The sequence below is a fragment of the Mycolicibacter engbaekii genome (genome assembly GCF_002101585.1).
In the GTDB taxonomy this organism is placed as follows: domain Bacteria; phylum Actinomycetota; class Actinomycetes; order Mycobacteriales; family Mycobacteriaceae; genus Mycobacterium; species Mycobacterium engbaekii.
Window position 1 is genome coordinate 74,547 of record NZ_LQOT01000043.1, and the last position, 22,866, is coordinate 97,412.

Annotated in this window: 27 protein-coding genes; 10 read left to right on the forward strand and 17 right to left on the reverse strand. The window is 68.9% G+C overall.

What is annotated here, in order from left to right; genetic code table 11:
- Positions 1 to 55 precede the first annotated feature (55 nt).
- The 3 genes from AWC02_RS13800 to AWC02_RS13810 all read right to left on the reverse strand — a co-directional run bounded on the left by AWC02_RS13800 (position 56) and on the right by AWC02_RS13810 (position 3,361).
- The gene (locus tag AWC02_RS13800) at positions 56 to 910 is read right to left on the reverse strand and encodes a TIGR02569 family protein (RefSeq protein WP_085129324.1); all 855 of its coding nucleotides are present in this window, start codon (positions 908 to 910) and stop codon (positions 56 to 58) included.
- 145 nt (positions 911 to 1,055) lie between these two features.
- On the reverse strand, positions 1,056 to 2,234 hold the full coding sequence (gene moeZ, locus AWC02_RS13805) for an adenylyltransferase/sulfurtransferase MoeZ (protein ID WP_085129325.1): 1,179 nt from the start codon (positions 2,232 to 2,234) through the stop codon (positions 1,056 to 1,058).
- 95 nt (positions 2,235 to 2,329) lie between these two features.
- Positions 2,330 to 3,361 carry a DUF3152 domain-containing protein gene (locus tag AWC02_RS13810; RefSeq protein WP_109561008.1) on the reverse strand — a complete coding sequence of 344 codons (1,032 nt, stop codon included), beginning with the start codon at positions 3,359 to 3,361 and terminating at the stop codon, positions 2,330 to 2,332.
- 204 nt (positions 3,362 to 3,565) lie between these two features.
- On the opposite strand from AWC02_RS13810, the gene AWC02_RS13815 reads away from it, so the two are divergent.
- The gene (locus AWC02_RS13815) at positions 3,566 to 4,252 is read left to right on the forward strand and encodes an HTH-type transcriptional activator FasR (protein ID WP_085129327.1); all 687 of its coding nucleotides are present in this window, start codon (positions 3,566 to 3,568) and stop codon (positions 4,250 to 4,252) included.
- Here AWC02_RS13815 and AWC02_RS13820 read toward each other — a convergent pair.
- Both AWC02_RS13820 and AWC02_RS13825 read right to left on the reverse strand, forming a co-directional pair.
- A complete protein-coding gene (locus tag AWC02_RS13820; protein ID WP_085129360.1) occupies positions 4,242 to 4,499 on the reverse strand; it encodes a DUF3107 domain-containing protein in 258 nt (85 codons plus the stop codon). The two genes, AWC02_RS13815 and AWC02_RS13820, sit on opposite strands and share 11 nt — an antisense overlap.
- A gap of 146 nt (positions 4,500 to 4,645) precedes the next feature.
- Complete coding sequence (locus tag AWC02_RS13825) at positions 4,646 to 5,341, reverse strand: ferritin-like fold-containing protein (protein ID WP_085129328.1); 696 nt, start codon at positions 5,339 to 5,341, stop codon at positions 4,646 to 4,648.
- Positions 5,342 to 5,595: 254 nt separating this feature from the next.
- Between AWC02_RS13825 and AWC02_RS13830 the strand changes: the two genes are divergently transcribed.
- Together AWC02_RS13830 and AWC02_RS13835 are read left to right on the forward strand one after the other, a co-directional pair.
- Complete coding sequence (locus AWC02_RS13830) at positions 5,596 to 7,095, forward strand: DEAD/DEAH box helicase (protein WP_085129329.1); 1,500 nt, start codon at positions 5,596 to 5,598, stop codon at positions 7,093 to 7,095.
- Between the two features lie 14 nt (positions 7,096 to 7,109).
- Entirely contained in the window at positions 7,110 to 8,345 is a 1,236-nt protein-coding gene (locus tag AWC02_RS13835) for an Rv3212 family protein (RefSeq protein WP_085129330.1), read from the forward strand.
- Here the strand turns inward: AWC02_RS13835 and AWC02_RS13840 are convergent, their stop codons facing one another.
- Positions 8,346 to 9,137, reverse strand: coding sequence for a ParA family protein (locus AWC02_RS13840; RefSeq protein WP_109561011.1), 792 nt, complete (start codon positions 9,135 to 9,137; stop codon positions 8,346 to 8,348).
- An 87-nt stretch (positions 9,138 to 9,224) separates the two neighbouring features.
- Between AWC02_RS13840 and AWC02_RS13845 the strand changes: the two genes are divergently transcribed.
- Both AWC02_RS13845 and AWC02_RS13850 read left to right on the forward strand, forming a co-directional pair.
- Entirely contained in the window at positions 9,225 to 9,827 is a 603-nt protein-coding gene (locus tag AWC02_RS13845) for an acid phosphatase (RefSeq protein ID WP_085129331.1), read from the forward strand.
- Positions 9,824 to 10,939 (forward strand): isochorismate synthase, encoded by a 1,116-nt coding sequence (locus AWC02_RS13850; protein ID WP_085129332.1) that lies wholly within the window; start codon positions 9,824 to 9,826, stop codon positions 10,937 to 10,939. The genes AWC02_RS13845 and AWC02_RS13850 overlap by 4 nt, the downstream gene beginning before the upstream one ends.
- Here AWC02_RS13850 and AWC02_RS13855 read toward each other — a convergent pair.
- Positions 10,899 to 11,291: a hypothetical protein gene (locus tag AWC02_RS13855; protein ID WP_207568058.1), complete on the reverse strand. Its 393-nt coding sequence runs from the start codon at positions 11,289 to 11,291 to the stop codon at positions 10,899 to 10,901. The genes AWC02_RS13850 and AWC02_RS13855 overlap by 41 nt on opposite strands.
- A 55-nt stretch (positions 11,292 to 11,346) precedes the next feature.
- Between AWC02_RS13855 and AWC02_RS13860 the strand changes: the two genes are divergently transcribed.
- Both AWC02_RS13860 and AWC02_RS13865 read left to right on the forward strand, forming a co-directional pair.
- Positions 11,347 to 12,312 (forward strand): diacylglycerol/lipid kinase family protein, encoded by a 966-nt coding sequence (locus AWC02_RS13860; protein ID WP_085129334.1) that lies wholly within the window; start codon positions 11,347 to 11,349, stop codon positions 12,310 to 12,312.
- Positions 12,313 to 12,565: 253 nt separating this feature from the next.
- Positions 12,566 to 12,820, forward strand: coding sequence for a WhiB family transcriptional regulator (locus AWC02_RS13865; RefSeq protein ID WP_046189156.1), 255 nt, complete (start codon positions 12,566 to 12,568; stop codon positions 12,818 to 12,820).
- Positions 12,821 to 12,886: 66 nt separating this feature from the next.
- Here AWC02_RS13865 and AWC02_RS13870 read toward each other — a convergent pair whose 3' ends face one another.
- Together AWC02_RS13870 and AWC02_RS13875 are read right to left on the reverse strand one after the other, a co-directional pair.
- Positions 12,887 to 14,374, reverse strand: coding sequence for a sensor histidine kinase (locus AWC02_RS13870; protein WP_085129335.1), 1,488 nt, complete (start codon positions 14,372 to 14,374; stop codon positions 12,887 to 12,889).
- A gap of 33 nt (positions 14,375 to 14,407) precedes the next feature.
- The gene (locus AWC02_RS13875; RefSeq protein WP_085129362.1) at positions 14,408 to 14,623 is read right to left on the reverse strand and encodes a biotin/lipoyl-binding carrier protein; all 216 of its coding nucleotides are present in this window, start codon (positions 14,621 to 14,623) and stop codon (positions 14,408 to 14,410) included.
- A 322-nt stretch (positions 14,624 to 14,945) separates the two neighbouring features.
- Between AWC02_RS13875 and AWC02_RS13880 the strand changes: the two genes are divergently transcribed.
- Together AWC02_RS13880 and AWC02_RS23035 are read left to right on the forward strand one after the other, a co-directional pair.
- Positions 14,946 to 15,338 carry a hypothetical protein gene (locus tag AWC02_RS13880; protein WP_085129336.1) on the forward strand — a complete coding sequence of 131 codons (393 nt, stop codon included), beginning with the start codon at positions 14,946 to 14,948 and terminating at the stop codon, positions 15,336 to 15,338.
- 115 nt (positions 15,339 to 15,453) lie between these two features.
- Positions 15,454 to 15,528 (forward strand): 50S ribosomal protein bL37, encoded by a 75-nt coding sequence (locus AWC02_RS23035; protein WP_011728008.1) that lies wholly within the window; start codon positions 15,454 to 15,456, stop codon positions 15,526 to 15,528.
- A 73-nt stretch (positions 15,529 to 15,601) separates the two neighbouring features.
- On the opposite strand, the gene rsrA is transcribed toward AWC02_RS23035, so the two are convergent.
- From rsrA to AWC02_RS13905, 5 genes are all read right to left on the reverse strand, one after another.
- Positions 15,602 to 15,901, reverse strand: coding sequence for a mycothiol system anti-sigma-R factor (gene rsrA / locus AWC02_RS13885; protein WP_085129337.1), 300 nt, complete (start codon positions 15,899 to 15,901; stop codon positions 15,602 to 15,604).
- Entirely contained in the window at positions 15,898 to 16,566 is a 669-nt protein-coding gene (locus AWC02_RS13890) for a sigma-70 family RNA polymerase sigma factor (protein ID WP_237160469.1), read from the reverse strand. Before AWC02_RS13890 ends, rsrA begins: the two co-directional genes overlap by 4 nt.
- Before the next feature lie 228 nt (positions 16,567 to 16,794).
- The gene (locus tag AWC02_RS13895; protein WP_085129339.1) at positions 16,795 to 17,337 is read right to left on the reverse strand and encodes an anti-sigma factor antagonist; all 543 of its coding nucleotides are present in this window, start codon (positions 17,335 to 17,337) and stop codon (positions 16,795 to 16,797) included.
- 146 nt (positions 17,338 to 17,483) lie between these two features.
- The gene (locus AWC02_RS13900; RefSeq protein ID WP_085129340.1) at positions 17,484 to 17,657 is read right to left on the reverse strand and encodes a CsbD family protein; all 174 of its coding nucleotides are present in this window, start codon (positions 17,655 to 17,657) and stop codon (positions 17,484 to 17,486) included.
- A gap of 102 nt (positions 17,658 to 17,759) precedes the next feature.
- Positions 17,760 to 18,395 carry a TetR/AcrR family transcriptional regulator gene (locus AWC02_RS13905; RefSeq protein WP_085129363.1) on the reverse strand — a complete coding sequence of 212 codons (636 nt, stop codon included), beginning with the start codon at positions 18,393 to 18,395 and terminating at the stop codon, positions 17,760 to 17,762.
- A gap of 305 nt (positions 18,396 to 18,700) precedes the next feature.
- Here AWC02_RS13905 and AWC02_RS13910 point away from each other — a divergent pair, with 305 nt between their 5' ends.
- Positions 18,701 to 19,558 (forward strand): SDR family oxidoreductase, encoded by an 858-nt coding sequence (locus AWC02_RS13910; protein ID WP_085129341.1) that lies wholly within the window; start codon positions 18,701 to 18,703, stop codon positions 19,556 to 19,558.
- A 42-nt stretch (positions 19,559 to 19,600) separates the two neighbouring features.
- Here AWC02_RS13910 and AWC02_RS13915 read toward each other — a convergent pair whose 3' ends face one another.
- From AWC02_RS13915 to AWC02_RS13925, 3 genes are read right to left on the reverse strand one after another with little or no spacing between them, the layout of a single operon-like run.
- Positions 19,601 to 20,647, reverse strand: coding sequence for a class I SAM-dependent methyltransferase (locus AWC02_RS13915; RefSeq protein ID WP_085129342.1), 1,047 nt, complete (start codon positions 20,645 to 20,647; stop codon positions 19,601 to 19,603).
- 51 nt (positions 20,648 to 20,698) lie between these two features.
- On the reverse strand, positions 20,699 to 22,138 hold the full coding sequence (locus tag AWC02_RS13920) for a sensor histidine kinase (protein ID WP_207568059.1): 1,440 nt from the start codon (positions 22,136 to 22,138) through the stop codon (positions 20,699 to 20,701).
- The gene (locus tag AWC02_RS13925) at positions 22,135 to 22,857 is read right to left on the reverse strand and encodes a response regulator transcription factor (RefSeq protein WP_085129343.1); all 723 of its coding nucleotides are present in this window, start codon (positions 22,855 to 22,857) and stop codon (positions 22,135 to 22,137) included. The genes AWC02_RS13920 and AWC02_RS13925 overlap by 4 nt, the downstream gene beginning before the upstream one ends.
- Positions 22,858 to 22,866: the final 9 nt, after the last annotated feature.

Below are 22,866 nucleotides of genomic sequence, written 5' to 3' on the forward strand. Positions count from 1 at the left end.
CCCGACCTGAGTACACGTTCGGCGCGAACGGGCGAGCGGCGCGGGCGGCCGAACGCTACAGCACCAGGCGCACCAGCGCCGCGGTGCGCGCCAACCCGGGGAACGCCTCCTCGGTCGAGCGCGGATGCAGCGCATGGACGGCAAGGCGGAACATCAACGCGCGCAGCAGCATCTGCGGCCACTCGGGCAGTGTCTCCCAGCGCTCGATCAGCCCGTCGTCGGCATCGCCCCACGACAGGGCATCCACCACCACGACCCCGGCCGCCCACGACGCCGGGCGCCAGTACGGGGTGATGTCGGTGACGCCGGGAGCCGCCGCACCGGAGAACAGCACCGTTCCGTACAGGTCGCCGTGGACCAGCTGGCTGGGACTCTTGGTGGGTTTACGCAAGGTGGCCAACTGGTTGATCAGATCGATCGACCGCTGACCGTCCACCGAACCCGGGGCCAGCCGGGCACCGGCCTGCAGCGAGGCGAACGGCCGCTCCTCCCAGGCCGCCCGGTCCGCCGCGATGAACACGTCGACGTCGGCCCACGGCGCCACCGGCGCCTGGGTCAAAAAGCGTGGCCGCTCCAGCGGCGAGGTGGCCTCGTGCAGCCGAACCGCCGCCGACACCACCTCGTCGTGGCGGGGCTCGGGACTGCCGGCGACATAGGTGTCGGCCCGCCACCCCGACACCACATAGCGCCCATCGGTGGAACGCACCGGGCGGGCCAGGCGGATGCCGTCGGCGAACAGGGTCTCGCGCACCTTCGCCGACCACGCGGCCCGGGCATGGTCGGCGACCATCGACAGGACCACTTCACCGCACTTCCAGCCGTTCTCCCAGCCGGCCCCCAGCGGTGCGGGGTCGATGTTGCGAATCCCGAACGTCGCCAGCACATGTTCGGGCGGCGGCTCAACGGTCACGCGATCAGACTAACCGCGGTGATCGCGAGCACGGCGGAGCCGGGCGCGGCGGGTCACCGCCATTAATCACGGGGAACGCAACCACGGCGGAGCCGGGCGCGGCGGGTCACCCGGCCCGAAAGCCGCGGCTGTCCCCGCTGTGGCGCTAGTACATCACCATGTCGGGCTGCATCTGGTTGGCCCACGCCACAATTCCACCGCCCAGATGCACCGCGTTGGCGAATCCGGCCTCCTTCAGCACGGCCAGAACCTCCGCCGAGCGGACACCGGTCTTGCAGTAGAGCACCGACATTCGGTCCTGCGGGAACTGCGCCAGCCCCTCGCCGCTGTTGATCGTCGATTGCGGGACCAACTGCGCCCCCTCGATGCGGTTGATCGCCCACTCGCCCGGTTCCCGCACGTCGATCAGCGCCAACGGCTGCCCGGAGTCCAGCAGCTGCCGCAGCTCGACCGGGGTGATCGTGGAACCGGCGATCGCTGCGGCAGCCTCGTCGGAGACCGCGCCGCAGAACACGTCGTAGTCGACCAGCTCGGTGATCGGAGGCGTGGCGGGATCCTTGCGGATCGCGATGGTGCGGTAGCTCATCTCCAGGGCGTCATAGATCATCAGCCGGCCCAGCAGCGGCTCCCCGATGCCGGTGATCAGCTTGATCGCTTCGGTGCTCATCACCGAGCCGATCGAGGCGCACAGCACACCGAGCACACCGCCCTCGGCACATGAGGGCACCATTCCCGGCGGCGGCGGCTCGGGGTACAGGTCGCGGTAGTTCAGTCCCCGGCCGCCCGGGGCGTTCTCCCAGAACACCGACACCTGGCCTTCGAACCGAAAGATCGATCCCCACACGTACGGCTTGCGGGCCAGGATCGCTGCGTCGTTGACCAGGTAGCGGGTGGCGAAGTTGTCGGTGCCGTCCAGGATCAGGTCGTACTGGGAGAACAGCTCGACGGCATTGGACGCCTCCAGCCGCACCTGATGCAGCTGCACCTGCACCAGCGGGTTGATCTCGGCGATGGAGTCCCGGGCGCTTTCGGCCTTGGCCCGGCCGACGTCGGTGACGCCGTGGATGACCTGGCGCTGCAGGTTGGACTCCTCGACGACGTCGAAGTCGACGATCCCGAGCGTTCCCACCCCGGCCGCGGCCAGATACAGCAGCGTGGGCGCCCCCAGCCCGCCGGCACCGATCACCAGCACCCGGGCGTTCTTGAGCCGCCTCTGCCCCACCACGCCGACATCGGGGATGATCAGGTGCCGGCTGTAGCGCGCCACCTCATCTCGGGTCAGCTCACCGGCCGGCTCCACCAGCGGCGGCAGTGATATCGGCACCGGGCAGTCTCCTCAACGTCGCGTCCGCCAATCACAGCAGCTGATGGGGGCAACGACAAACCGGGTGCGAAGCTTCCCCGGACGGGGGTCTTCGCTCAGGCGATCGGTGCGGGCCAGGGATTGAACCGGCAGGTCTTGCCGTCCGGTTTGACCCAGTCGGGGTCGAACTTCGCCGCATCGTCGTTGGACGTTCCGAAGGTCTGCTGCATCATCACCGGCGCCAGCCCGTCCTGCTTCTCGCACGGCTCATGGTGCTGATAGCCGAGGGCATGACCCACCTCGTGATTGATCAGATACTGCCGATAGGACCCGATGTCGCCCTGGAAGGGCACGGCTCCGCGAACCCACCGCGCCTCGTTGATGAACACCCGAGGCTCCGACCTCGCCCCATAGGACGGGTTGTAGCAGGACGCCTCGAGCGGAATCTCGTACCCGCAGCCTTCCCGGACCGTTATCGGCGAGGTCAGCGAAATGCGGAAGTCGGGGGGGACCGGGCTGCTGCCGTCGATCCGCATGAAGCCGATCTGCGGCGCGTGCGTCCATCCCTTGGGGTTGCGCAGCGTCTGGTCGACCATCCGGGCGAATGCCTCGTCCCCGCCGAACGCGGTGGTGTCGATGCCGTTCTCCACCTCGATGGTGTAGGCGAAGACCTTCTCGGTGCCCTGGCCGAACGGCGCCTCCGTACCGGGTATGACGCGCCACGTCATGTCACCGGCTTCGGTGAAGGGGCCGCCGTTGGGCAGCACCCCGGTCGGGAGGTTGACGTCGAATTGGGTCAGGCCACGCGGCGGTGCACCGATGATCGAGGTGCCCGCCGATCCGATGGTCGGCGGCCCCTGCACCTGGTCGTCGGCGGCGCGGGTGCGCACGCCGGTACCGGTGACGGTCTGGTACACCACCACGACGGTCAGAGCCATGAGCACCGGCAGCGCGTAGGCGCGCCAACCGTAGGTGGACACGAACCTGCCCAGCCAGGTCTGTTTGCGCCACTGGCGGTGCACGTCTCGGTCGGACCGCACCCGCCCGGCGCCGGCCGCCAGCGGGTCGCGCTGGGCGCGTAGCGGCTCGCGGAAGCGGTCTCGTAGCACCGGGGCTCGACCACCGCTCCGCCCCGGGTCGTAGGTCACCGTCCCAGAATGGCACAGCCTGCGCGAGCTGGGACTCTTCGGCACGCCAGGAGGGGCCCCCACGAGGCCTCCGAAACGGCCTTCAACAGCCCTTTAGCGGATGTCGCTGGTGGATGCGACGGGCCCAGCGCGTAGTCTCGCTGTCACGCACCGGCCGTCGCGGGCCCCGTCCCCGGCGTCCGGCCGAACCAGATTGAGGAGTCGATGAGCAAACCGATCGACACGGCTGAGCGAGACGGCTCCGGTCCGGCCGACCGCCGCGGGGGCGGCGCCAAGGCACCGGCCGCCAACGCCCGCCGAGGCAGCCGCCTGCCCCGCGACGAACGCCGCGGCCAGCTGCTGATCGCCGCCAGTGACGTTTTCGTCGACCGCGGCTACCACGCGGCCGGCATGGATGAGATCGCCGAGCGGGCCGGCGTCAGCAAGCCCATCCTCTACCAGCACTTCGCGTCGAAACTGGAGCTGTACCTGGCGGTGCTGGCCCGGCACGTGGACAACCTGGTCTCCGGTGTGCGTCAGGCCCTGCGGACCACGACCGACAACCGGCAGCGGCTGCGGTCGGCGGTGCAGGCCTTCTTCGACTTCATCGAGCACGACAGCCAGGGCTACCGGCTGATCTTCGAAAACGACAACGTCGCCGAGCCGCAGGTCGCGGTCCAGGTGCGGGTGGCCACCGAGTCCTGCATCGATGCGATCTTCGACCTGGTCAGCCGAGACTCCGGCCTGGACCCGCACCGCGCCCGGATGGTCGCGGTGGGACTGGTCGCGATCAGCGTGGACTGCGCCCGGTACTGGCTGGACAGTGACCGCCCGATCTCCAAGGAAGACGCCGTCGACGGGACGGTGGCCTTCGCCTGGGGCGGCCTGTCACACGTGCCGCTTACCCGCTGACGGCGTCGCCGGCACCGATCCCGAAACCGACCCGGCGACTGTCGGCGACACCGATCTCGACATAGGCGATCTTGGCGGCCTGCACCAGAAAGCGGCGGCCCTTTTCGTCGGTGAGAGACAGCAGTCCGGCGCTCTCGGCACCGGTGGCCAACGCGTCAGCGACCAGTTTCTCGACTTCATCGGGCGTCTGCGCACTGGAGATGACCAGTTCGCGCGCGCTGTCGGTAATCCCGATCTTGACCTCCACGCCGGCCCCTTTCATTCGCGTTGGGCGTTGCTAAGCAGGCTAGTGGACGCCCGCCGGGTTGGTGCGCACCGGCTGTTCGCCCTCGGAGATACCGGGCCGGAACGCTCGCCCGGCGCCGGCGGGCGCAGCGCGACCGGCGCGGCGCGTCACGCCAGGCCCAGCTCGCGCATGCGCGCGTCGTGGGTCTGTTGCAGACGGTCGAAGAACCCGGCCAGCTGGGCCAGCCCGGCCGCGCCGGACACCACCAGATCGGCCAGTTCGTCACGGTCGGCCAACACATACTGCGCCTGGGTGATCGCCTCGCCGAGCAGCCGGCGCGACCACAGTGCCAGCCGGCTGCGCTGTCTGGCACTGGCCGTGACCGCGCGGCGCACCTCCTCGAGGACGAACTGCGAATGCTTGGTCTCGGCGAGCACCGCCCGCACCACGTCGGCCACCTCGTCGGGGAGCCCGTCGGCGATCTGCAGATAGAAATCGGCGGCCAGCGCATCGCCGATGTAGGTCTTGACCAGTGCCTCCAGCCAGGTGCTGGGCATCGTCAGCCGGTGGTAATTGTCCAGGGCGCCGGCGTATTTCGACATCGCCGCCACCACGTCGACGTTCCGTCGCTCGAGGGCTTCGCGCAGCAGCTCGAAGTGGCCCATCTCCGCGGCGGCCATCGCCGCCATCGAGATCCGGCCACGCAGATCGGGTGCCATCCGGGCTTCCTCGGTGAGCCGGTAGAACGCGGCCACCTCGCCATAGGCCAGGGCGGCGAAAAGCTCGTTGATACCGGGATGATCGGCGGAGAGCCGCGGCGGGCTGGACTGCGCTTCGGCGTCGGCGGAGGGAACCGAATTCATCACCTCACTGTAGGCGTTGCGCAGCGGTGGACCGCTGCCCGGCCCGACCAGGTAGTATGTCCGGTGGACAGTGCTTATTCGGCACTGCCGCGCAATGTGCGTACATGCGGTTGGCCCGCCTACTCGGCGAGTGCAGGGCCCCCGGCGGTGCCTCCGAAAATGGGCAAAGTATCGACCGTCGCAGTGTGTGCGCCCCGACCCGCACCGCGATCGACTGACATACCGCGCCGACTTCGAAAGGCACCTGCCCGCGCATGACCCCACTGATTTCCACGACCGTTCCCACCACCCCTCCGAGCTTCGCCGAACTGGGCGTTCGCGAAGAGATCGTTCGCGCTCTGGCCGAACAGGGTATCGAGCACGCCTTCGCGATCCAGGAGCTGACGCTGCCGCTGGCCCTGGCCGGCGACGACCTGATCGGCCAGGCCCGTACCGGCATGGGCAAGACCTACGGCTTCGGCGTCCCGCTGCTGCAGCGGGTCACCACCACCCCGGACCGGCCACTGACGGGGGCGCCCCGCGCCCTGGTCGTGGTGCCTACCCGTGAGCTGTGCATCCAGGTCTCCGGCGATCTCGCCGACGCGGCCAAGTACCTGACCGCCGGGGACCGTGCGCTGTCGGTGCAGGCCATCTACGGCGGCCGGCCCTACGAACCGCAGATCGAGGCGCTGCAGGCCGGCGCCGACGTGGTGGTGGGCACTCCGGGCCGACTGCTCGACCTGGCCCAGCAGGGACACCTGCAGCTGGGCGGCCTGTCGGTACTGGTGCTTGACGAGGCCGACGAGATGCTGGACCTGGGCTTCCTGCCCGACATCGAGCGGATTCTGTCGCGCATCCCCGACGACCGGCAGTCGATGCTGTTCTCGGCGACCATGCCCGGCCCGATCATCACGCTGGCCCGCAGCTTCATGAACCAGCCCACCCACATCCGCGCCGAGGCCCCGCACTCCTCGGCCGTGCACGACGCCACCGAGCAGTTCGTCTACCGGGCGCACGCGCTGGACAAGGCGGAACTGGTCGCTCGGATTCTGCAGGCGCGGGGCCGCGGCGCCACGATGATCTTCACCCGGACCAAAAGGACTGCCCAGAAGGTCGCCGACGACCTCAACGAGCGCGGTTTCAAGGTGGGCGCGGTGCACGGCGACCTGGGCCAGGTGGCCCGGGAAAAGTCGCTGGCAGCGTTCCGATCCGGTGACATCGACGTCCTGGTGGCCACCGATGTCGCCGCCCGTGGCATCGACATCGACGACGTCACGCACGTGATCAACTACCAGTGCCCCGACGACGAGAAGACCTACGTGCACCGCATCGGCCGCACCGGGCGGGCCGGGCGTACCGGCGTCGCCGTCACGCTGGTGGACTGGGACGAGCTGGCCCGGTGGACGATGATCGACAAGGCCCTCAACCTGAGCTGCCCGGACCCCGCCGAGACCTACTCCAGCTCCCCGCACCTCTACACCGAGCTGAACATTCCGGCCGAGGCCGGCGGCTCCGTCGGCAAGACCCGCCGGTCACCGGCCAAGCGGGACGCGGACGAGACCCGCGAATCGTCGGCCGAGCGCCAGCGCGCGCCGCGCAACCCCAACCGCTCCCGGCGGCGCACCCGGGGCGGTCAGGCCGCCGCCGAGGGCGCCCCGAAGGCCGCTGAATCCGGTGACTCCGGCGCCGACGCCACCGGCCCCAGTGCGCCGCGCCGTCGCCGGCGCCGTCGCCCGAACAAGCCTGCTGCTGCCGCTGCCGCGAACGGCAGCTGAGCCGGGCGGCGCACATGGTACGACCCGAGCGCCGCACCTTCGGTGATCTGGTCGCCGCGGCGCTGATCGTGGTCGTGGTCGCCGCTGTCGGGGTCGCCATCTGGTGGAACAGCGACGCCCGCGCCACCGTCAGCCGACCTGCTCCGGACACCGCAACCATTCCCCCGTCGGCGGCGATGGTGCCAGCGGCGTTGTCGCAGCTGTGGACGGCGCCCAGCCCGGCAACCTGGGCACCGGTGGTGGTGTCGGGCACCGTCATCACCGGCGACGGTCCCCGGATGAGCGGGCGGGATCCGCTGACCGGGGAGGAACGCTGGAGCTTTGCCCGCGGCGTCGAGCTGTGTGCGGTGTCCTGGATCTACCGCTACGCCGTCGCGGTGTACCCGGACTCGCGCGGCTGCGGCCAAGTCAGCGCCGTGGTCGCGGCCACGGGACTGCGCGGACCGGCGCGAACCAGTTACGCCGACCGCAGCGTGCGGGTCACCTCCGAGGGCAGCGCGGTGCTCTCGGCCGGCTCCACCCGCCTGGAACTGTGGCGATCGGACCTGGTGCGGGTGCTGTCCTACGGCGAGATCGACGCACGGGTGAAACCGTCGGCGCGCGGCCTCGGGCAGGGCTGCACCCTGGTCTCGGCGGCGGCGGCGTCATCAACGGTCTCGGTGCTGGAGTCCTGCGCGGGCAGCGAGGACCTGCAGCTGACTCTGCTGCGTGCGGGGAAGGAAGAGGACGAGCCCGAGACCCAGCACATCCCCCAGCCCGGCGTGACAGCCGACTCCGGGGCGCGGGTGCTCGCGGTGACCGACTCGGACTCCGGGACCAACACCGCCGTCTATCTGCCCACCCCCACCCCCCGGGTCGAGGTGGTCGACCAGACCGGCAGCACCATCGCCAAGACCCTGCTCCCGGCCAAGCCCACCGCCGCCAGCGCGGCGCTGCCGGTATCGCGGCCCACCGGGTTGATCTGCTGGTGGACCGGCGACTCGGTGATGGTTTTCGACTCCGGAACCCTGACCTACCGCTACACCGTCCCGGCCTCGGGTGCCGCGGTCCCGCTGGGACCGGCGGCCATGATGGGCGAGCGCCTGCTCATCCCGGTCACCGGCGGAGTCGGCGTGGTCGACCAGCGCACCGGCGCCGTCGACCGGATCATCCCGGTCAGCCGCCCGCCCGGGGTGACGTCGGTGTTCCCCGGGGTATCGGGCCCGACGGTGCTGGAGCAGCGCGGCGACACGGTGGCCGCGCTGGGGTGATCAGACCTCGGGGGTGAACGTCGGCAGCGACTTGCCGTTCTTCCAATACTTGAGCAACGCCTCCGCCAGCTGCCGATAGGCCACCGCGCCCTTGTTCTTGCGCCCGGCGATCACCGACGCGCCCGACGCGCTGGCCTCGGCGAAACGCACCGTCCGCGGGATCGGCGGCGCCAGCACCGGCAAGCCGTACCGGTCGGCGATGTCGAGCAACACGTCGCGACTGTGAGTGGTGCGCGAGTCATAGAGCGTCGGCAACGCCCCGAGCAGCTGCAGTTTCGGGTTGGTGATCTGCTGGACATCGGCAACCGTGCGCAGGAATTGGCCGACACCTCGATGCGCCAGGGTCTCGCACTGCAGCGGCACGATCACCTCGCCGGCCGCGGTCAGCCCGTTGAGCGTCAGCACCCCCAGCGACGGCGGGCAGTCGATGACGACCACGTCGAACTCGTCTTCCAGCTTGACCAGCGCCCGCTGCAGGGCGTACTCCCGGCCGGCCCGCATCAACAGCATCGCCTCGGCGCCGGCCAGGTCGATGTTGGCCGGCAACAGTGTCATGCCTTCCTCGGTCGGCACCAGCGCCGTGCTGGGCTCCACCTCGCCGAGCAGCACCTCGTGCACCGACACCGGCAGCTTGTCGGGGTCGTGCCCCAGCGAGAAGGTCAGACAACCCTGCGGATCGAGGTCGACCAGCAGCACCCGCTTACCCAGTTCGGCCATCGCCGCACCGATCGAGGCCACCGTCGTGGTTTTGGCCACGCCGCCTTTCTGATTGGCCACCGCCAAGATCCGCATCCCCGTCACACCGACATAGTGGCACGGGTCGGCGCCGCAGAGCACCAAACGGGTGCCGATGTCCTTCGTGGGGCAGAATCGACGGGCGTGGGGATCGAGGAGCACCGACTTCTGCTACTGCGCCACGGTGAAACCGAGTGGTCCCGAAGCGGTCGGCACACCGGGCGTACCGATCTCGAGCTGACCGAGGTGGGCCGGCGGCAAGCGGTGGCCGTCGGCGCGCTCCTGGCGGAGCTCGCGCTGTCCAACCCCCTGGTCGTCTGCAGCCCCCGCCGGCGTAGCCAGGTGACCGCCGAGCTGGCAGGACTGCACGTCGACGAGATCTCCGACGACCTCGCCGAGTGGGACTACGGCCGCTACGAGGGGCTGACCACCGCCCAGATACGCCAGACCGAGTCCGACTGGCTGATCTGGACGCACGGCAGTGCCGGCGGTGAGACGGTGGCACAGGTCAGCGACCGCGCCGACCGAATGGTCGCGGTGGCGCTGCGGGAGCTGGCCACGCGTGACGTGGTGTTCGTGGGGCACGGCCATTTCTCCCGGGCGCTGATCACCCGTTGGCTCGAGCTGCCGTTGGCCGATGGCGCGAGGTTTGCGATGAGCGCGGCGTCGCTGGCCGTCTGTGCGTTCGAGCACGGCGTGCGCCAACTGGTGGCACTGGGGCTGACCGGGCCGGAAGCGCGCGCGTGAGCACCCCGGCATTCGTGCTGTCCGGACCGTCGGGGACCGTGTCGGCTGACGCGGTGGCAACCGGATTCGCAGACGTCGCCGCGGCCCAGGCGGCGCTGCGTTCGGGCGTGGCACCGATTGTGGTGGGCGCCTTGCCTTTCCGCTCGGATGCCCCGGCGGCGTTGTTCGTCCCGGATGGCCTGCGATGCGCCGATGCGCCGGCGCCGGCGCCCGGTGCCGCGCTGCCGGCGATCCGCATCGCCGCGCAGCTTCCGCAACCCGAGGTGCACCGCGACCGCATTCGCCGGGCCCTGGATGAACTGAGCGCACCGGGCAATTCGCTGCACAAGGTGGTGCTGGCCCGCGGTCTGCGCCTGGCCGCCGACGCCGCGGTGGATGCCGGCACCGTCCTGCGGCGGCTGATGGCCGCCGACCCCAGCGGCTATGGCTACCTGGTGGACCTGAGCGCGGCCGGCGGCGACTACGCCGGCACCGTCCTGGTGGGCGCCAGTCCAGAGCTGTTGGTCGCCCGCGAGGGCGACCGGATCACCTGCCGGCCTTTCGCGGGTTCGGCACCACGCTCCCCCGACCCCGACGTGGACGCCGCGAACGCGGCGGCGCTGGCCGATTCGGGCAAGAACCGCCACGAGCATCAGTTGGTGGTCGACCAGCTGCGTGCCGCCCTCGGGCCACTGTGCACCGACCTCGAGGTGGCTGCGGTGCCGCAGCTGAGCAGTACTGCCGCGGTGTGGCACCTCAACACCCCGATCAGCGGCCGGCTGCGCGACCCGGGCACCACCGCGCTGGACCTGGCGCTGGCCCTGCATCCGACGGCGGCGGTCGGCGGGGTGCCGACCGCCGCGGCGGTCGAGCTGATCAACGAAGTGGAGGGCGACCGGGGCTTTTATGCCGGCGCCGTCGGCTGGTGCAACGCCGCGGGCGACGGCCGGTGGGTGGTGTCGATCCGCTGCGCGCAGCTCTCCGCCGACCGGCGATTCGCGCTGGCCCATGCCGGCGGCGGGATCGTCGCCGAATCCGACCCGGATGAGGAACTGGCCGAAACCGCGACGAAGTTCGGCACGATCCTGTCGGCTATGGGTGTCGTTCTGCCCAGCGCAGCGCCGCGGGGCTGAACAGCGCCGCCAGCACCGCCAGCGCCGCCACCGCCACCGCCACGCCGTAGCCCCAGCGGTGCGAGCCGACCCCGAGGTACCAGGCGACCGGCAGCAGCAGCAGGTTGGCGAAGACCGCGACGCCGCGCCCGGCCCGGCGGCCCCGCAGCAGCGCCCAGCCGGCTGCCGAGACCGCGGCACCGATCAGGGCGAACCACGCCGCCGTGCCATAACCGTTGGCCGCGTGCTGATCCGCTCCGGCCAGCGCCCGCAGCACCAGCGTCGCCGCGACGATCCATGCGGCCGCGCCCTGCGCCGCAACGATCAGGCCCGCTGCGAACACGGCGCGCGGTGAGTCAACGGCGGGTTTCACGCCGCCAGCGTAACCACCCCGGGCCCTGGTGCCGATGCCCATACACTGGTACCCCGTGCGTGCCGTGCTGATCGTCAACCCGAATGCCACGTCCACCACGGCTGCGGGGAGGGATCTGCTGGCCCACGCGCTCAAGAGCCGACTCGACCTGACCGTGGCGCACACCGACTACCGCGGTCACGCCGTCGAGATCGGCCAGGCCGCCTGCCGGGACGGCATCGACCTGGTCATCGCTCACGGCGGCGACGGGACGGTGCATGACGTGGTCAACGGCCTGCTCGGGTTGCCCGGATCCCCGGTGCCCGCGCGCCTGCCGGCGGTGGCGGTGGTCCCTGGCGGGTCGGCCAACGTGTTCGCCCGGTCGCTGGGCATCGCGGCCGACCCGATCGCCGCCACCAACCAACTCATCGACCTGATCAATGTCCCGGACGGCCGGCCCAGGTGGCGCCGTATCGGGCTGATCGACTGCGGCGAGCGGTGGTCGGTGCTCAACGCCGGGATGGGCGTCGACGGCGAGGTGGTGGCCGCGGTAGAGGCCGAACGCGAGAAGGGCCACGCCGTGACGCCGTTGCGCTATATCCGCGCGGCGGTTCCCGCGGTCCTGGCCAGCACCCGCCGGGCACCGACGTTGACGCTGCAGCTGGACGACGAGGAGCCGGTCGAAGGCGTGCATCTCGTCTTCGTCTCGAACTGCGCGCCCTGGACCTACGCCGACGAACGCAGCGTGTGGACCAATCCCGACACCACCTTCGAAGCCGGGATGGGGGTGTTCGCGACCACCAGCATGAAGGTTTTACCCACGCTGAGGCTAGTGCGGCAGATGGTGTCGAAACGGCCGAAGCTGCGCGCCAAACACCTCATCCGTGACGACGACGTAGCCGCGCTGCGGGTGGATGCGGGCGACACGCCGATCGCCACACAGATCGATGGCGAATACCTCGGATTGCGATCTTCAATGACGTTCCGGGCGGTCCCCGACGCCCTGGACGTTGTCGCTCCCCCGGTGGAAAAATCCGGCTGACCTGCGAAGATAACCCTCGTCACGGTCGATAAGCGCACAGGTGTGTCCACTGTAATACATGGACCCCACGGGACTGGCGGCAGCCCCGCGCAAACGTGACCTTGACCACGTGATAAAGAGCACCCTTGACATCTGTCCAGGCTGTGAAACGATCGAGCGATCGGATGCAAGCCGTAATCATTTCTTGCGCCGCTTATAACAGTCGAAAAGCATGGCGCACCCTGCTGCGCCCAAGGTAAGGAGTTGGAGACCTATGGATTGGCGCCACAAGGCGGTCTGTCGCGACGAGGACCCGGAGCTGTTCTTCCCGGTGGGAAACAGCGGGCCGGCTCTCGCGCAGATTGCTACCGCTAAGCAGGTCTGCACCCGTTGCTCGGTTGTCACCGAGTGCCTGACCTGGGCGCTGGAGACCGGCCAGGACGCCGGCGTGTGGGGCGGCATGAGCGAGGACGAGCGGCGTGCGCTCAAGCGCCGCAACGCCCGGACCCGGGCGCGCAGCGGGGTCTGACACCTGAAGACGATGACGCGGCCCCGACCTGGTCGGGGCCGCGTTTTTGTGCCTCGGGCCAGGACCTCACAACGCCTGGCGGAGCCGGCGACCGCCGACCGGGATGCGCAGCACCATCTCGGTGCCACCTCCCGGCGCGTCCTGGGCGGTCAGTTTGCCGTTGAGTTCCGCCGACACCAGCGTGTTGACGATCTGCAGTCCGAGCCGGTCGGAGGTCTCCAGCCGGAACCCCTCGGGCAGTCCATGACCGTCGTCGTGAACCACCACGTCGAGCCAGCGCGCCGAGCGCTCGGCCCAGATGGTCACGGTTCGCCGGTCCGCATCGGCCTCGAAGGCGTGCTCGATGGCGTTCTGGACCAGTTCGGTGATCACCATGATCAACGCTGTGGCGCGGTCGGCGTCCAGCGAGCCGACCGACCCGATCCGGGCGATGTGAATCGGGAGATCCACGCTGGCAACGTCGTTCATCATCGGCAGGATGCGGTCGATCACCTTGTCGAGGTTCACCACCTCATCGACCGACATCGACAGGGCCTCGTGGACCACCGCGATCGAGGACACCCGCCGAACCGACTCCAAAAGCGCCTCGCGTCCTTCGGTGCTGGCGGTGCGGCGGGCCTGTAACCGCAGCAGCGCCGCCACGGTCTGCAAGTTGTTCTTGACCCGATGGTGGATCTCACGAATGGTCGCGTCCTTGGACAGCAGCGCGCGGTCGCGGCGCTTCACCTCGGTGACATCGCGGACCAGCACCGCCGCACCCGCCGGCTGGCCGTGCACGATCAGCGGCAGGGTCCGCAGCAGCACCACCGCTCCGGCAGCGTCGACCTCGAACCGCATGCTCGATCCCCCCGACAGCGACTCGCGCACATGTTCGGCCAGCTCGTGGGCCTCGAAGGGGTCGGAGATCAGCGGCCGGGTGACGGCCACCAAGTCATGACCGGCCAGCTCGGCGGCCAGGCCCATCCGGTGATAGGCCGACACCGCGTTCGGGCTGGCGTAGCGGACTGTGCCGTCCACCGCAAGCCGGATGAAACCGTCGCCGACCCGCGGGCTCGACCGCGACACCGCGATGTCGCCGACGTCGGGAAAGGTGCCCTCGGAGAGCATGTGCACCAGGTCTGCGGCGCAGTCGAGGTAGGCGGCTTCGAGCCGGCTGGATGCCCGGCCGCCGGTCAACGCCGTCTGGTGGGTCAGCACCGCCACCACCCGGTCGCCGTGGCGGACCGGCACGGCTTCCATATTGGGTTGTCCGGCAATGCCTTCCCGTCCGATCACGCCGGACTCGAATGCCGCGACGGCCAGTGGCATCCAGTCCGGGAGCACGACGGTGCCGACCGCGTCGCTGAGCAGCACCGTGGGCGCGGTGTTGGGCCGGCATTGCGCCACGCAGACCAGCGCGCCGCCGGGGTCCGGCTCACGGCGTACCCACATCAGATAGTCGGCGAAGGACAAATCCGCCAGCAGTTGCCACTCCCCGACCACGGCGTGCAGGTGATCCACCGCACTGCCGGGCAACACGGTGTGTTCGGCGAGCAGGTCACCGAGTGTGGACATCGACTACGTAGCTGCCGTTCGGGGCCGCTGCGTTCAGCTGATCACGGCGATCAGGTCGCCAGCCTGGATCACGTCTCCGACCTGCACGGCGACCTTGCTGACGGTGCCGGCGGTCTCGGCCAGCACCGGGATCTCCATCTTCATCGACTCCAGCAGCACCACGGTGTCGCCTTCGCCGATCTGGTCGCCCTCGTGGACCACGACTTCGAGCACGCTGGCCACGATCTCCGCCCGAACGTCCTCGGCCATCTTCACCTCGTTCATCACCCAGTCGACCATTGTCGATCTGAAAAGCCTTTGGCCCTATCGAACCACAACCCGTCCGATCGACGGTCAGGGCGCCCGGTTAAGCGGACTCCAAGATAATTAAGAGGATTTAGAGAGTTCGATCTGTGATCGTGTCGTGTTTCTGCTGTGACAATTGCATAGCACCGTTACTCGAGTGTTTTTAACGCGTGACGAAATCGCCGTGACGCGGCACAAGTCGAGACCGAACTTGAGGAGTAACGCGTTGTCTGTAACCCGTTTAGCACAGCCGAGGGTACGGCTGACCTTGGTATGCGCCGCCGCGATGTCGCTGGCCACCCTCGGATTTGGGATCGCGTCCGCCAAAGCCGTCCCGGGACTCATCGACGAGCCCATGCCCATGCCGATGCCTACGCCGCTCGGCGGCCCCGCCCTGCCGGGCCTGTCCGGCGGCCTGCCCGGCGGCCTCCCCGGCGCAGCGGCCCCGGGCAGCTCAGCATCCGGGATGAACGCCGCCAACTCCTTCCTGCAGGTGCTCAACGGGATGCTCAACCGCGTGATCCCCGGGGTGGGCTCGATCGTGCCGACCGATGTCAGCTCCCTGACGCCGCCCGGCTCACCGATGTCGGTGACACCGGCGCTCGAGGCCCCGCCGGCTCCCCCGGCTTCCCCGGCGCTGGTGCCGCAGACCCTGGCCGGTGCACGGACCTTCCACTGACCGATCACCGACGGCTTTGCGACGGCGCGGTGGCCAGAGCCGGTTCCCGGGGCCGCCACCGCGCCACGCCGGTCCATATGAGAGACTGTCCAGCCGGAATATAGGAGGGTCAATCATGGCAAAGCGTGGGCGCAAGAAGCGCGACCGCAAGCACAGCAAAGCCAACCACGGCAAGCGACCCAACGCCTAGATCTAGAGCGTTAATCCGCTGGCTGCCCGCAAGCCCGGCCCCCGGCCGGGCTTGCTGCGGTTGAGCGCCTCGACTAGCCCTCCCGGTGCACGATGGTGGTCCGGCTGATCTCCAGCCGCACCCGCTCGTAGAGCCGACGCGGCGCCTTGTCTCCACTGCACTTGCGGGCGATCAGCGTCTTGATGCGCTCTTCGACCCCGTAGTGCCGCAGACAACCCGGGCACTCCTCCAGATGCCGGCGAAGCTTGGCCCTGGTCTCGGCCGTGCACTCCCCATCCAGCAAGGTCCATACCTCGGCGATCACTTCCGAACAGTCGGTGCCGGATTCGCCGGCAACCGGCGGCGTGTCGCAGTCCCGCGAGCGCTCGGTCACGACGACACCTCCTCGGAAGCCTGGTCGCCGCGGATGAATCCGCGGTCACGGGCGACGTCTGTCAGCAGGCCGCGCAGTTGTCGTCGGCCGCGATGCAGCCGCGACATCACCGTGCCGATCGGTGTATCCATGATCTCGGCGATCTCCTTGTACGGGAACCCTTCGACATCGGCGTAGTACACCGCCATCCGGAACTCCTCGGGCAACTGCTGCAGGGCCTCTTTGATCTCGGTGTCGGGCAGCGACTCCAGCGCCTCCACCTCCGCCGAACGCAGCCCGGTGGAGGAGTGTTCGGCGGTGGACGCCAACTGCCAGTCGGTGATCTCGTCAGTCGGGTATTCGGCGGGCGAACGTTGCTTTTTGCGGTAGCCGTTGATGTAGGTGTTGGTCAGGATGCGGTACAGCCACGCCTTGAGGTTGGTGCCTTCCCGGAACGAGCGGAACCCGGCGTACGCCTTGACCATGGTCTCCTGGAGCAGGTCCTCGGCATCGGCAGGGTTGCGCGTCATCCGCAGCGCACCGCCGTAGAGCTGATCGAGTAGCGGGATCGCGTCGCGCTCGAACCGGGCGGTCAGCTGCTCGTCGGTCTCCCCCGACCGCACCGGGGCCTTCGACTGCGACGCGGCGTCAGTTCCGGTACCGACCGCACTCTCACCGTCTGCCATCTGTATCGCCGAGGTCCCTTCCGTCGCGATGCTCACAATCAGTCCTGCCGGTACCTCGCGTTCCAGCAGGCCAATCGCCGTCGACATCGCCGACTCCTTTCCGATCCTAGGGCCGTGAGCGACAGCCACGGGTGGCGACCACACGAACTGTGTAACTCAACACCGTGAACCGTGGCGCTCATTCCCGCGGCAGCTTGGCCCGACGGGTCGGAATATCGGCGGTTGTCCTCAGCCGCCCAGCACCGGGCCGGGATCCTCGCTTGAGGCGCCGCCGAAAGCATCCTCAACCGTCGCCGCGAACGAGAAGTGGGTGTGCAGGCCCGCCGCCGCGACCACGCGGGAGGCGATGTGCTGACTGCTGACCAGGCACAGCCGGATACCGCGACGGCGGCAATTGGCCGACTCCTCCACCAGCACCGCAAAGGCACAGACCCCCATGAACTCGAGTCCGCTGGTGTCGATGATCAGTGGCCCGGGCGGAGTTGCGACCCCGGCGGCCTCGCCGACCAGCCGACGCCAGACCGCCACGTTGGACGCATCGACGCTGCCCGCAGCGCAGATCAGCAATGCCGAACCGCGACGCTCCACCAGCACGTGGACTTCGTCGACTGCATCGGCGGCGCAGTCCGCCGGGACGGCCGGCGCCTCCTGCCGTGCGGACGCGCCGCCGGGCCGCGTTCCGGCGCGGCGGGCGGGTGCTCGCAGCGATCGACGCTCGATGGGGCGCCACGCCGCATAGCGGCAGAGTTTACGACGTAAACCAGACAGCATTTGCTCGAAGGTACGCCCGTTTGTTTACGTTGTAAATGCGGCGCGCCCGGCTCCTGGTCCCGGGGGCACCGCGACAGCGCCACCACCGGTGAAGCGCCGCCGTCCCGCGCACCATCGCAGGTGCGCGGGACGGCGGTTCGGCGTTATCAGTCCCGGAAGGCGTCCTTGACGTTCTCGCCGGCCTTCTTCAGGTTGGATTTGCCCTGGTCGGCCTTGCCCTCGTTCCTGAGCTTGTCGTCGCCGGTGACCTTGCCGGCAGCCTCTTTGGCCTTGCCGGTGACGTCCTGGGCAGCGTTTTTCGCCTTGTCAGTAAGCCCCATCGTGAAACTCCTCCCTCGTGACGGTGCAACACCGTGACGGTGCAACACGAGGCATGCCCACGATGTTTACGACGCAAACCTTTTGAGTGGCGATCTGCCGAGTCAGCTTGGGCCAGCCAACAATTCGAGGCGATCGAGGATGGCTTCCAGCGCCTCTTCGAACTCGGCGGTGCTGCGGTCCTGCGACAGTCTCGGCTGCAGCCGCCGCAGGTGCGGATAGTCGGTCAGGTCCCGCCCGGGCAGCGGGCCGTCCTCGAGAATCTCCACGTCGGGGTGCAGCTGGGCCCCCCGGGCGGACACCTCCAGCAGCAGGTGACCGATCAGGAACGTGGTGTAGGAACGGTAGGCCGACACCGCGGCGTCGTCGTCGAATCCGTAGGAGATCAGGGTGTCCAGGAAGCTTTCCATCCACCGCAGGCTGCCGAGCGGCGGCCGGACCCACGGCGCCTCCGGGGCCTGGGTGGCGACCAACGGAAAGACCTCCGGATGGTCGAGTGCAATTGCGCGGACGCCGTGCGCCAGCCGCACTAGGTACTCCTGCCAGCCGTCTTCCTGGCGCCGCGCCGCGAGCTGGTCGGCGTAGAGCCGGTCGATGATGTGGTCGACCACCCCGGTGAGCAGGTCCCCGCGACCGTGCACATAGCGGTACAGCGCCATCGCCTCGACCCCGCAGGCCGCTCCCAGGCGCCGCATCGTCAAATTCGACAGTCCGTGCCGATCGATGAAATCGATGGCCATCTCCAGAATGCCTTCGCGGCTCAGCAAGGGACGGAGGCCGGCGGAATCCCCAGCGTCGGCGGGCAGCTCGGGCCCTGCCGTGCCCTGCCGGGAACCCAGGTCATCGGCATCCACGCGGACCACCCCATTTCACTGCACCGACAACCGACGATCAGCCGACCAGCAATTCCCGGGCGTGGTAGCCATCCCTACCGCCGTGTGGCGGACTACGGGCCTCGACATCTGCCGTTGGTGAGTTTACGTCTCATGGCCCCCGTTGCCAGACCCGCTTCACCACATTGCCGGCGCGGCATAGGCTGACAGCCATGCCCACCTCAGGCCCGCTCGCCGGCAAGACGATGTTCATCTCGGGCGCCAGCCGTGGCATCGGTCTGGCGATCGCCAAACGAGCCGCGCGCGACGGCGCCAACATCGCGTTGATCGCCAAGACCGCGCAACCGCACCCGAAACTCGACGGCACCATCTACTCTGCGGCCGCCGAGATCGAAGATGCGGGCGGGCAGGCGCTGCCGATCGTCGGTGACATCCGTGACGGGGACGCGGTGGAAGCTGCGGTGGCAACCACCGTCGAGCGGTTCGGCGGTATCGACATCTGCGTGAACAACGCCTCGGCGATCAACCTCGGCTCGATTCTCGAGGTTCCGCTGAAGCGCTTCGACTTGATGAACGGCATCGAAGTTCGCGGCACCTACGCGGTGTCGCAGGCCTGCATCCCACACATGATCAACCGCGAGAATCCGCACATCCTGACCCTGTCCCCGCCGATCCGGCTGGAACCCCAATGGCTCAGGCCCACCGCATACATGATGGCCAAGTTCGGGATGACGTTGTGCGCGCTGGGGATGGCCGAGGAACTGCGCGGGCACGGAATCGCCTCCAACACGCTGTGGCCGCGCACGATGATCGCGACGGCGGCCGTGCAGAACCTTCTCGGCGGCGACGAGGCGATGGCCCGGTCGCGTACCCCGCAGATCTACGCCGACGCCGCGTACGCCATCGTGACCAAGCCGGCTGACTACACGGGGCATTCCCTGCTGTGCGAGGACGTCCTGGTGGAGTCCGGCGTCACCGACCTCTCGGTCTATGACTGCGTGCCCGGAAGCGAACTGGGAGTCGACCTGTGGGTCGACGCGGTCAATCCCCCGGGATACGTGCAGCCCTGACCCTGCGGCACCGGCCGGACCGCGCCACTCGCCGGCGAGCCGTTACCCGACGGGCTTCTGGTAGACCAGCCAGCGCAGGTCGATAGGGCACTCGGCCGGATCGAGGTCGAAGAGGTCCAGGCCGCGGGCCCACTCGGAGTACCAGCCGGTCGGGGGCCAGGCGCCGTCGGGAAGATGGGCCTTCTCGTACTCATACACCGAATCGTCGGCGACCAGCTGCAGGCTCAACCCCGCGGCCGCATCATCGATCTCCTGCCAGGTGTAGAACATGTTGTAACACTGCTGGCTCATCTCGCGGGCCGCACTGTCGGGCTCATAGCCGTCGCGAGTCACGAAGACGTTCATGACCAGATACCCGCCCGGCGCCAATCGCTGGGCCGCCAGGCCGAACACCTCACGCAGCTGTTGGGCGCTGCGGAAGTCCATCGTGACCTCGGAGAGCACGATCAGCTGGTACTGGGCGTGCAGGTCGGCGGTCGCGACGAAGACGTTCCGGCAGATCACCGAGACGTCGAGCGCCTCGCGGTGCGCGTCCACCCGAATGGTGTCGGCGAACGTCGGGGTCATCTCGACCGCGTCCACCGGATGGCCACGCCGGGCCAAAGCCAGGCTGTTGCGCCCGGTGCCTGCCCCGATATCGAGTACCCGACAGGACCGGGGCTCACTGAACTCGGCCGCCAGCGCCCAGACCCGCGCATCGGGCTCGGTGCCGAACAGCGGCGGCTGGCGGGTGGCCAGCCAGTTCTCGTACCCGACCTCGATCGAGTGCCACTCGGCGCGGATCACGTAGTTGAGTACGTTGCCGACCGGCAGCTCGTAGCTGATCATGATGACCGACCGCGACGAGGCCTCGAATGCCGCCGTCAACTCGGTTTGCAGGGCCGCCCTGAGCTGGTCGCGTTCGTCGTCGCACAGCGGTGCTCCCAAACAGGAGAACAGTGTTTCGCACATCGTGACGTACTCGTCGAGCATGCCGGGCACCGCCGGGATCCGGACCTTTCCGGAGGCCGCGGCCAGGCGATAAAGCCTGCTGGTCATGGCTTGGCGCAGCCGGGGCGGATGGGTCGACAGCTCAGGCAGGCTCTCCATGCAACCGTTTGTAGCGAACCGTCCAGCTAATTGCCAGTAACATGTCAGTATTCACGCAGAATGGCCGGAAAGGACGCCGCTTCCGCTCTCCGGGATGACCCATCGGAAGGTCACGCCCGCACCGGCGTGAGGTAGACAGGTCAGCGTCCCGCCGTGTGCGACCGCCAAGGCCCGCGCGATCGGCAGCCCCAGACCGGCCCCGCCGTGGTCCCGGCCGCGGTCGCTGTCCAGGCGCACCAACCGATCGAAGATGCGCTCGGCGTCGTCGGCACTCACCCCGATGCCGGTGTCGGTGACCCGCACCTCCACCCCTGCGTCTACGCGGCCGACCTCGACGGCGATCCGACCACCCGACGGCGTATAGCGGCGTGCGTTGTCGAGCAGGTTGGACAGGATCTGCGCCGCCCGCATCGGGTCGATGCGAACAGTCGCCGAATCCAGGCCGCTGCGTTGCAGACTCAGGTGCGGGGCCAGCAACGCGGCACGATCCATCTGCGTCTCGACGATCCCGACCAGGTCGGTCTCCACAAGCTCCAGGGGCAGCCCCGCATCGATGTAGCTCAGGTCGAGCATGTCGGTGACCAATCGGGTGGCCCGCCGCGCCTCGGTCAACAGCAACGTGGCCCGACGATGCTGGCGGAGCAACTCGGGCTCACGTCCGATGTCCGACTGCAGTGGGTCGTGAGACAACCGCTGGCCGACGTAGCCGGCGATCTGTTCCGCGGCGGCCTGCATGCCCGCGATCGGGGTACGAAGCTCGTGAGCGGCATCGGCCAGGAATCGCCGAACCGCGGCCTCCGCACGCCGGGCACCCTCGGCCGCGAGCTGCGCTCGCGTCTCGGAGGCTTCCAGCTCATCGAGCATGTCATCGAAAGCCTCTGCCGCCCTCCCGAGTTCGGTCTTCGGGCGGTCCGGACGCAGTCGTCTTCCCCGGTCGCCGGTGGTGATATCGCGCGCCAGATCGGTGAGCCGGTCCAACGGTGCCAGCAGCACCCGGCTCAGCCCCGCCAGCAACACCGCTGCAAGCACCAGCGTGGCCAGTCCGGCTTCGATCATCAAGCGGCGCAACCGCTGTAACGTCTCGTCGGCCTCGGTGGTGTCGGCGACCAGAATCACCCGGTCGCCGTTGGCCAGGGAATGCACCCGCACCGCAGCGGAATCGTCCGGCTCCATCGGCGGGTGAGACCGCAATGCCCCGGCGGTCAACCCGGGATCGATCGCCGGGTTGCCGTAGGAGGGGCCCGCCGCGGTCACCACCAGCGCCGCGACGACACCCCCATTGAGCTGCTCCGCCAGCTTTTCCGCCGAAATCCCCATTGCCACCAGGGAGTCGGCGCGATCCATCGCCGACGCCAACCGCTCGTTGAGGCTGCGGTTGTTCGACGCCGTCAACGTGGCGTCGATCACCAGCCCCATGGCCACCATCAGCACGGCGAGCAGTGCCAGCACCATCACCATCAGCCGGTGCCGCAGCGATGGCGTGGCGGTCATGAGCCGGGAATCTCCAGCCGGTAACCCATTCCCCGCACGGCGTGCAGAATCTGCGGTCCCAGCGCCTCGAGTTTGCGCCGCAATGCGTCCAGGTGAGCCTCAACCAGGTCCGGATCCTCGGCCTCCTGGCCCCATACCGCGGTGAGAATCTGGCCGGCGCTGACGATGCGGCCGCGCTGTTCGACCAGAAAGACCAGAACCTGCAGCTCCGCGCCGGTCAGGTTCAAGGGTGCGCCGGACCGGGAAGCCGCCCCCGCCTCGACGTCGATCGTGAGGTCGCCGACATTCAGCGCCGACGGCAGCCGCCCCCTCCTGCGCAGCACCGCGCCGACGCGGGCAACCAGCTCGGCAAGCTCGAACGGCTTAGCCACATAGTCGTCGGCGCCGTATTCAAGCCCGCGCAGCCGGTCGGAGAGCCCACCGCGAGCGGTCAGCAGCAGCACCGCTGCTTCGCCCCGCTTCACGATCACGTCCATCAGCGCAAAGCCGTCGCGGCCCGGCAGCATGACGTCCAGTACCACCAAGTCGGGCCGGAAGTCGTCCAGCACGTCCTCCAGCCCGTGCCCGTCCGGCATCGTGGCGATGACGTAGCCGGCGTCGGACAGCGCCTCGCCGACCATCTCTCGGATTGTCTCGGAGTCCTCGACGACCAGCACTCGCGGCGTCCCAGTGCCGCCAGACCCGCCGCCGCGCCGCTCGGCGGGCCGGAAGTCGGTCATGCTTCATTG